Raw genomic sequence first — 7,634 nt, 5'->3', positions numbered from 1 at the left:
AGTGCTCAGCAAACCTCAATGGAACGCCTATCATCAGGCTTCAAAATTAACAGTGCGAAAGACGACGCAGCGGGTCTACAAATTTCGAACCGTTTAAACGTACAAAGCCGTGGTCTTGATGTTGCTGTTCGCAACGCGAATGATGGTATTTCAATTGCACAAACAGCAGAAGGTGCAATGAATGAAACCACTAATATCCTTCAACGTATGCGTGACTTGTCACTACAATCTTCAAATGGCTCAAACTCAAAAGCTGAGCGCGTTGCGATTCAAGAAGAAGTAACAGCGCTTAACGATGAACTAAACCGTATCGCAGAAACCACATCATTTGGTGGTAACAAACTACTGAACGGCACTCACGGAACGAAATCATTCCAAATTGGTGCAGATAACGGCGAAGCTGTTATGTTGACTCTGCGCGATATGCGTTCAGACAACGTAAAAATGGGCGGTACTGGTTACCAAGCTGGCGAAGCAAAAGATAAAGATTGGGCGGTTAAATCAGACGCTAACGACCTTACGATTAAGCTGACTGATACCGCTGGTCAAGAGCAAGAGATCAACATCAACGCGAAAGCGGGTGACGATATCGAAGAGCTTGCGACTTACATCAACGGTCAAACAGACTTAGTAAAAGCATCAGTGACAGAAGATGGCGCACTTCAAATGTTTGCAGGTAGCAACAAAGTATCGGGCGACGTTGAATTCTCTGGTGGTCTGGCGGGTGAGCTAGACATGCAAGCGGGTCGTAAAGAGACGGTTGATTCTATCGATGTAAGAACAGTTGGCGGTTCACAAGAATCTGTAGCAGTGATTGATGCGGCACTTAAATATGTCGATAGCCACCGTGCAGAACTGGGTGCTTTCCAAAACCGTTTCGAACATGCAATCAATAACTTAGATAACATTAACGAAAATGTTAATGCATCGAAGAGCCGTATCAAAGATACCGATTTCGCGAAAGAAACGACGCAAATGACGAAGACACAAATTCTTGGTCAAGCATCGAGCTCAATTCTTGCTCAAGCGAAACAAGCGCCTAACTCAGCGTTAAGCCTACTAGGCTAATTATTTTAAGCACCTTTAATCAGGTGAATTAAAATAGAGATAGTTAAAAAGTTTAAAACCCAGCGTTGGCTGGGTTTTTTATTGGAAATAATAAAATAGGGTGCTGATAGCGCCCCAAGTTAGGCCTGAAGACGCTTCTTTCACTTTTTGATGTTCTACATAGGGTGATTTTTGTGTTGTTTATTTATACGTATAGCGCGTTTTGTGAACGATTTGGTCATTGGTTTTTGGTTTGAAACGAGATGATATTTTTAAGAGGAAATCGCCCAATAGTTTAGAAGTTGATCACATTTTTCTTTTTAGTTGAAAAAAAACACAAAAAAACTAATTTTTTTCCTAAAGCTTCTAATATAGGGGCCGTTAAAGGGATTGAGAGAAATGAGATGTGCCGAGGTGTGGTGAGAGACACCAAGGCCATCAAACAATGCCTTAAGGAGATCAACTATGGCTATAAATGTAAATACAAACGTATCTGCAATGACCGCACAGCGTTACCTAAACGGTGCAGCTGAAGGTACTCAAAAATCAATGGAGCGTTTGTCTTCAGGTTATAAAATCAACAGCGCAAAAGACGACGCTGCTGGTCTACAAATTTCTAACCGTTTAAACGCGCAAAGCCGTGGTTTAGATATGGCGGTTCGTAATGCTAATGATGGTATTTCAATTGCACAAACCGCTGAAGGTGCAATGGATGAAACGACCAACATCCTACAACGTATGCGTGATCTATCGCTACAATCATCAAATGGTTCAAACTCTAAATCAGAGCGTGTTGCTATCCAAGAGGAAGTAACAGCCCTTAATGACGAGCTAAACCGTATCGCAGAAACGACTTCATTTGGTGGTAACAAACTTCTAAATGGTACTTTTGGTACTCAATCATTCCAAATCGGCGCGGATTCTGGCGAAGCTGTTATGCTTTCTATGAATAGCTTGCGTTCAGATACTATGGCAATGGGTGGCAAAAGCTACGCAGCTGAAGAAGGTAAGGACGCAAGTTGGAGAGTATCTGAAGATACAGATCTAACAATGACCTATACTAATAAGCAAGGTGAAGAGAAAGAAGTCGAAATCAACGCTAAACAAGGCGACGATTTAGAGCAGCTTGCGACTTACATCAATGGTCAAAACGATGAAGTAAAAGCATCGGTTGGTGAAAATGGCAAACTGCAACTTTTTGCTTCAACTCAAAAAGTGGATGGTGAAGTTGAATTCTCTGGCGGCTTAGCGAGCGAAATTGGCATCGGTGCTGCGAAAAATGTCACAGTTAAAGATATTGATGTAACATCTGTTGCGGGTTCACAAGAAGCGGTATCTATTATTGATGGCGCTCTAAAAAGTGTTGATAGCCAACGTGCGTCACTGGGTGCATTCCAAAACCGTTTTGACCATGCAATCAGCAACCTTGATAACATCAACGAAAACGTAAACGCATCTCAAAGCCGAATTAAAGATACGGATTACGCAAAAGAAACAACCGCTATGACTAAGTCTCAAATCCTACAACAGGCGAGTACTTCAATCTTAGCTCAAGCGAAGCAGACACCATCTGCCGCTCTTAGCTTATTGGGCTAATACACCTAAGTTAAACATATAGCTTAAAGGTGGTAGCAGATAAGGTATGACTGTTACTAGCCCATGAGGCGGAAGGGAGATTGTTATGGACATTTCATCCTACACATCGAACATCCAGCCTTACGGTTCGCCAAGTGGCATACAAATTGCTTCTGAAAACAGTAGTGGCGCACCTAATGTTTCTCGTTCTAAAGAGGTCAAACAACCAGAGAAGGTTGTGGAAGAACACGATGTTACCGTTGGAGCTGCAATCGAACTTGCAAAAGAACGACAAGAGCTAAACAAAGAACAGCGTGTGAAGATGGTTGAAAAAATGAATGAATTTATTTCTTCCATCAACAAAGGGGTCTCTTTTAAAGTGGACGAAGAGTCTGGTCGAGATGTTGTGACAATTTATGAAGCAACAACGGGTGATATCATTCGTCAAATACCAGATGAAGAAATGTTAGAGATACTGCGACGCTTAGCAGCCCACACCTCTAGTAGCGGATTACTAGTGGAAAAGGTATAAGTCGTTTTTGAGGTGATTTAATGAGTTTAGGCCCTATGGGGATGTCTTCTGGCATGGATATAAATGCCATGGTCAGCAAAATTGTCGATGCGGAACGCGTGCCAAAGCAGCAACGTATCGATAATGAGCGGATGAAGAATGACTCAAGCATTAGTGCTTATGGGCGACTCAGAGAATCGCTAGATACGATGAAAAATCTGATGACAAATTTTCGTCAGGAGAAGGCTTTTGCAGTTCGAAAAGTCGATACCACGAATGATGAAGTTGTCTCAGCAACTGCAACAACAGATGCGATAGCTGGTAAATATGCCATCGATGTGTTGCAGCTTGCTCAGAGTCACAAAGTGGCTTCCGATGTTATTGCGGAAGATACTAAATTTGGCCCTGGCAAGCTGCAGGTTTCGCTTGGTGATAAAAACTTCGACGTTGATATCAGTGCTAATTCAAAATTGATTGATGTTGTTAGAGGTATTAACGGCGCCGGTAAAAACCCTGGCGTTCGTGCTTCTTTAATCAACGACGTTGAAGGCCCACGTCTTATACTGGCTTCTAATTTGTCAGGTAAAGACCACGCGATAAAAATTAACGTAGATGCCGAGCCCGGTGATGCGTTAAAAACATTTGAATACAAAACTCTTGAAGAGCGTGTTTCCGATCTAGAGAAAGCGAGAAGCGCGGCTCAAGAGCTGATCGTGGCTGACGATCCTAATGCGATTAATGGCCTAGGGGCTAATTCAGAAGGTTCAGATAAAGCCAACGGTAACGACCCACTTTTACAAGATAAAACTGCACAAGATCAAGCAACGGGTTCAAACGCCACTACCGATCCAAATAATCCACAAACACAAACGATTGATCCTCTGACAGGCTTACCTGTAGATGCAGCAACGGATGCTCTGCAAGCCGCCGCAAAAACCGCTTCGTTATTACCACAAGATAATATTCCAGGTTGGACTGAGACTGCTTCCGGGACGTTACTTGATTCATATTACACGCCTGAAGCTGAACTGGACGCGAAAGCGATTGAAAAAGCGCCCGATGTTCCAGGTTGGACAAATACCGCTTCAGGTACGCTTACAGACTCTTTTGTAACCCCGAAAGAAGCGCAAATCCAGCTTGATAAAAAGCTCGCAGAAGAAAAAGCAGCGATTGAAAATGCCGTTTTAACTGGAGAGTTAACACCAGAACAAGCAAAGCAGATTGAACGAGCAAAGTTATCCCCAGAAGAGAGAGCACATCTTGAAAAAGTGGAAAAAGCTCAAGTCGATCTAGAAAAAGCACAAAGGTCATTTGATAGCTATAAGGGGATGACGGAAGTTCAAGCTGGTCAAGATTCCGTTGTTGTCTTAGATGGTATCGCTCAATTATCGAGTAACAATAATATCATTGAAGATGCCATTGAAGGTGTGGATTTAACCCTCAAAGGAAAAACGGAAAAAGGTAAGGTTCCGGCAGAAATTGGCATCGAGTATGATAGACGCAGTGTGCGAGATGATATTGAGCAATTCGTTGCCGCGTATAACCAGTTTTATCAGATGTCTAAGCAGCTCTCTTCTGTTGATCCAACGACAGGTCAGAAAGGCCCATTAGCGGGAGACAGTATTGTCAGAAGTGCCGATTCTCGTTTAAAGAGTGTCTTCTCCAGTAGTATTTCTAAAGCACCAAAAGATATTCAAAGTTTAACCGAGTTTGGTGTCACCACCACGCGTCAAGGCACACTTGAAATTAACTACGATATGCTAGATCGCCAATTAAATAATAACTTCAATAAGTTGGAGGATTTTTTTGGTGGAAATAATGGTTTTGCAAAGAAAGTCGAAGATGCGATTCAAAGCATGACTGGCGTAACCGGCGCGATTCGTACGCGTGAAAAAAGTATCGTTGAACAGAACTACCGTTTAAGTGATGATCAAGTCACTCTAGATCGACGTATGGAAGGTTTAGAGAAGAGAACCCACTCAAAATTTACCGCCATGAAAGAAGCGACAGGAAATATGCAGTCTCAACTTTCTGGCATGATGAATGCATTAGGTTAATATGATGCAAACAAAACTGGCACTTCTTTGTGAACTAGATCACCAATTACTGAAAGCATTAGAAGAAAAAGAAATTAATGCTGAAGAAATCGTATCCTTGGTCGATAAAAGAGAACAGTTACTGCAGAGTACTCTGCATTTTCTAGGTGAAAACCCGGAATTTAAACAAAGTAAGCAATGGCATGAGGCTATTGCTCGAACTAAACACTTAGTTGAATTGATGCAATCAGAAACCAATCGAGTCGGGCAAATACTTCAAAAGTATCGACACGGAAGCAAATCACTTCAGCAATATAAAAAGTTTTTATAAAAGAGGAATACTATGCGTGGTTCTTTACAAGCTTACAAAAAGGTATCAGTGGATAGCCAGCTAAGCGCTGCGTCCCCGCATAAAGTGATCCAAATGCTGATGGGTGGTGCTATCGAGCGTCTTATTCAAGGTAAAGCAGCGATGCAAGCTGGTAACATTCCTGTGAAAGGCGAACGTTTAGGTAAAGCATTAGATATCATCATTAGCTTGCGTAGTTGCCTCTCTATCTCTGATGGTGGAGAGATAGCAAAAAACCTAGATCAGCTTTATGAATTCATGATCACACAAATTTCAACGGCAAATCACAAAAATGATCCTCAGCCTATTGATGACGTAATTGAGATTATTCGCGAAATTAAATCGGCATGGGATCAAATTCCGAACGAATATCACAATTTAACGGCTGCTGAAGTAGGAATATAAATAACTAAAGTTTAAACCAAGCTCACATCGCCTAATTGCTTGGTTGCCTTATTTTTTTAATCAAATAAAATAGAAGCCATTAGACAGCCTAATGGCTTTTTTGTTGCTGATTTCCGTAATGTGTCTATCGTTATCTTATAGAACTGTTAAAAATAGCGCTATTTCAGGTGACGTATCTCAAAGTTTGACCGCAACGTTTCAAAAATTAAGGCAATAATTCTTACTTATGCAAGGCTTAGCAAAACTGCTTGTAATTGAAGACGACGCTCAAAGTCGTTTAAATCTAAGCAACATATTAGAATTCGTTGGAGAACTCTGCGAAGTAATCAGCACCGATCAGATCAATACTGTTGATTGGTCTCGTGTCTGGTCGGGCTGCATTATCGGTTCGATCAAAGGCGGTGGCTTTTCCCCGCTGCTGATAGATAAACTTGCGCAATCTAACCATATCCCGCTGTTAATCATGGGTGAACACCTATATCCAGTAGATGATCTTCCTAATTATGTAGGAGATCTTGCTCTACCTTTAAACTACCCGCAATTAAGTGATGCTTTAAGACACTGCAAAGAGTTTCTCGGTCGTAAAGGCGTACAAGTCTTAGCTTCAGCACGAAAAAACACACTCTTTAGAAGCCTAGTTGGGCAGAGCCATGGTATTCAGCATGTACGTCATTTAATTGAGCAAGTTTCGAATACTGAAGCCAATGTGCTTATTCTCGGCGAATCAGGAACAGGCAAAGAGGTAGTGGCTCGCAATGTTCATTACCATTCTGCTCGAAGAAAAGGCCCATTTGTTCCTATTAACTGTGGTGCTATTCCGCCAGATTTACTTGAAAGTGAACTGTTTGGTCATGAGAAAGGCGCATTCACAGGGGCGATTACATCGCGTAAAGGTCGCTTTGAGTTAGCGGAAGGTGGCACTCTGTTCCTTGATGAGATTGGTGATATGCCAATGTCGATGCAAGTTAAACTGCTTCGAGTGCTTCAAGAGCGCAGCTTTGAACGTGTTGGTGGGAACACCACTATTAAAGTTAACGTCAGAGTGATCGCTGCGACTCATCGAAACTTAGAAACGATGATTGAAGATGAGTCATTTCGTGAAGACTTATATTACCGTTTGAATGTCTTCCCAATTGAAATGCCAGCGCTACAGGACAGAAAAGAGGATATCCCACTGCTTTTGCAAGAGCTAATGACTCGCATGGAAGCAGAAGGTAGCTTGCCAATTTGTTTCACCCCACGTTCTATTAACTCTTTGATGGAGCATAGTTGGCCTGGTAACGTTCGTGAATTAGCAAATCTTGTCGAGCGAATGGTGATCCTATATCCAAATAGCCTTGTTGATGTTAATCACTTACCAACAAAGTATCGCTATAGTGACATTCCTGAATTTCAGCCTGAAAATCAGCTTTATGGTACAGTTGAAGAGCAAGAAAGAGATGCCCTTGCCGATATTTTCGCTGAAGATTTTAGCTTTGATCAACCCGATGAACTTGCTGAGCATATGAACGCGCCACAATCTCTTCCTCCAGAAGGGGTGAATTTGAAAGAGCTGTTAGCCGACTTGGAGGTCAATATGATCAGCCAAGCCCTAGAGGCTCAAGGTGGCGTTGTGGCAAGAGCGGCAGATATGCTAGGTATGCGAAGAACAACTTTAGTCGAAAAAATGCGTAAGTATAATTTACAACGATAAAGAGTTCGGCTCATAGAG

General features: G+C 42.1%; 7 protein-coding genes. All 7 read left to right on the top strand.

Annotated elements, in window-relative coordinates; translation table 11 throughout:
- The coding region (locus tag FCV43_RS06555) for a flagellin (protein ID WP_240697132.1) at nt 1-1,068 on the top strand (1,068 nt) is incomplete at its 5' end.
- Between the two features lie 444 nt (nt 1,069-1,512).
- Nucleotides 1,513-2,643 (top strand): flagellin, encoded by a 1,131-nt coding sequence (locus FCV43_RS06550; RefSeq protein WP_017052514.1) that lies wholly within the window; start codon nt 1,513-1,515, stop codon nt 2,641-2,643.
- An 85-nt stretch (nt 2,644-2,728) separates the two neighbouring features.
- Entirely contained in the window at nt 2,729-3,154 is a 426-nt protein-coding gene (gene flaG, locus FCV43_RS06545) for a flagellar protein FlaG (protein WP_017052513.1), read from the top strand.
- Nucleotides 3,155-3,174: 20 nt separating this feature from the next.
- The gene (gene fliD, locus FCV43_RS06540) at nt 3,175-5,190 is read left to right on the top strand and encodes a flagellar filament capping protein FliD (protein ID WP_136994396.1); all 2,016 of its coding nucleotides are present in this window, start codon (nt 3,175-3,177) and stop codon (nt 5,188-5,190) included.
- 4 nt (nt 5,191-5,194) lie between these two features.
- The gene (locus FCV43_RS06535; protein ID WP_017052511.1) at nt 5,195-5,500 is read left to right on the top strand and encodes a flagellar protein FliT; all 306 of its coding nucleotides are present in this window, start codon (nt 5,195-5,197) and stop codon (nt 5,498-5,500) included.
- 12 nt (nt 5,501-5,512) lie between these two features.
- Nucleotides 5,513-5,923 carry a flagellar export chaperone FliS gene (fliS, locus tag FCV43_RS06530; RefSeq protein WP_017052510.1) on the top strand — a complete coding sequence of 137 codons (411 nt, stop codon included), beginning with the start codon at nt 5,513-5,515 and terminating at the stop codon, nt 5,921-5,923.
- Between the two features lie 226 nt (nt 5,924-6,149).
- Nucleotides 6,150-7,616, top strand: a complete 1,467-nt coding sequence (locus FCV43_RS06525; RefSeq protein WP_136994394.1) for a sigma-54 dependent transcriptional regulator — start codon at nt 6,150-6,152, stop codon at nt 7,614-7,616.
- Nucleotides 7,617-7,634 lie beyond the last annotated feature (18 nt).

It is taken from the genome of Vibrio genomosp. F6, assembly GCF_005146325.1.
GTDB classification, from domain to species: domain Bacteria; phylum Pseudomonadota; class Gammaproteobacteria; order Enterobacterales; family Vibrionaceae; genus Vibrio; species Vibrio cortegadensis.
This window is presented reverse-complemented; position numbering and strand designations above follow the sequence as displayed.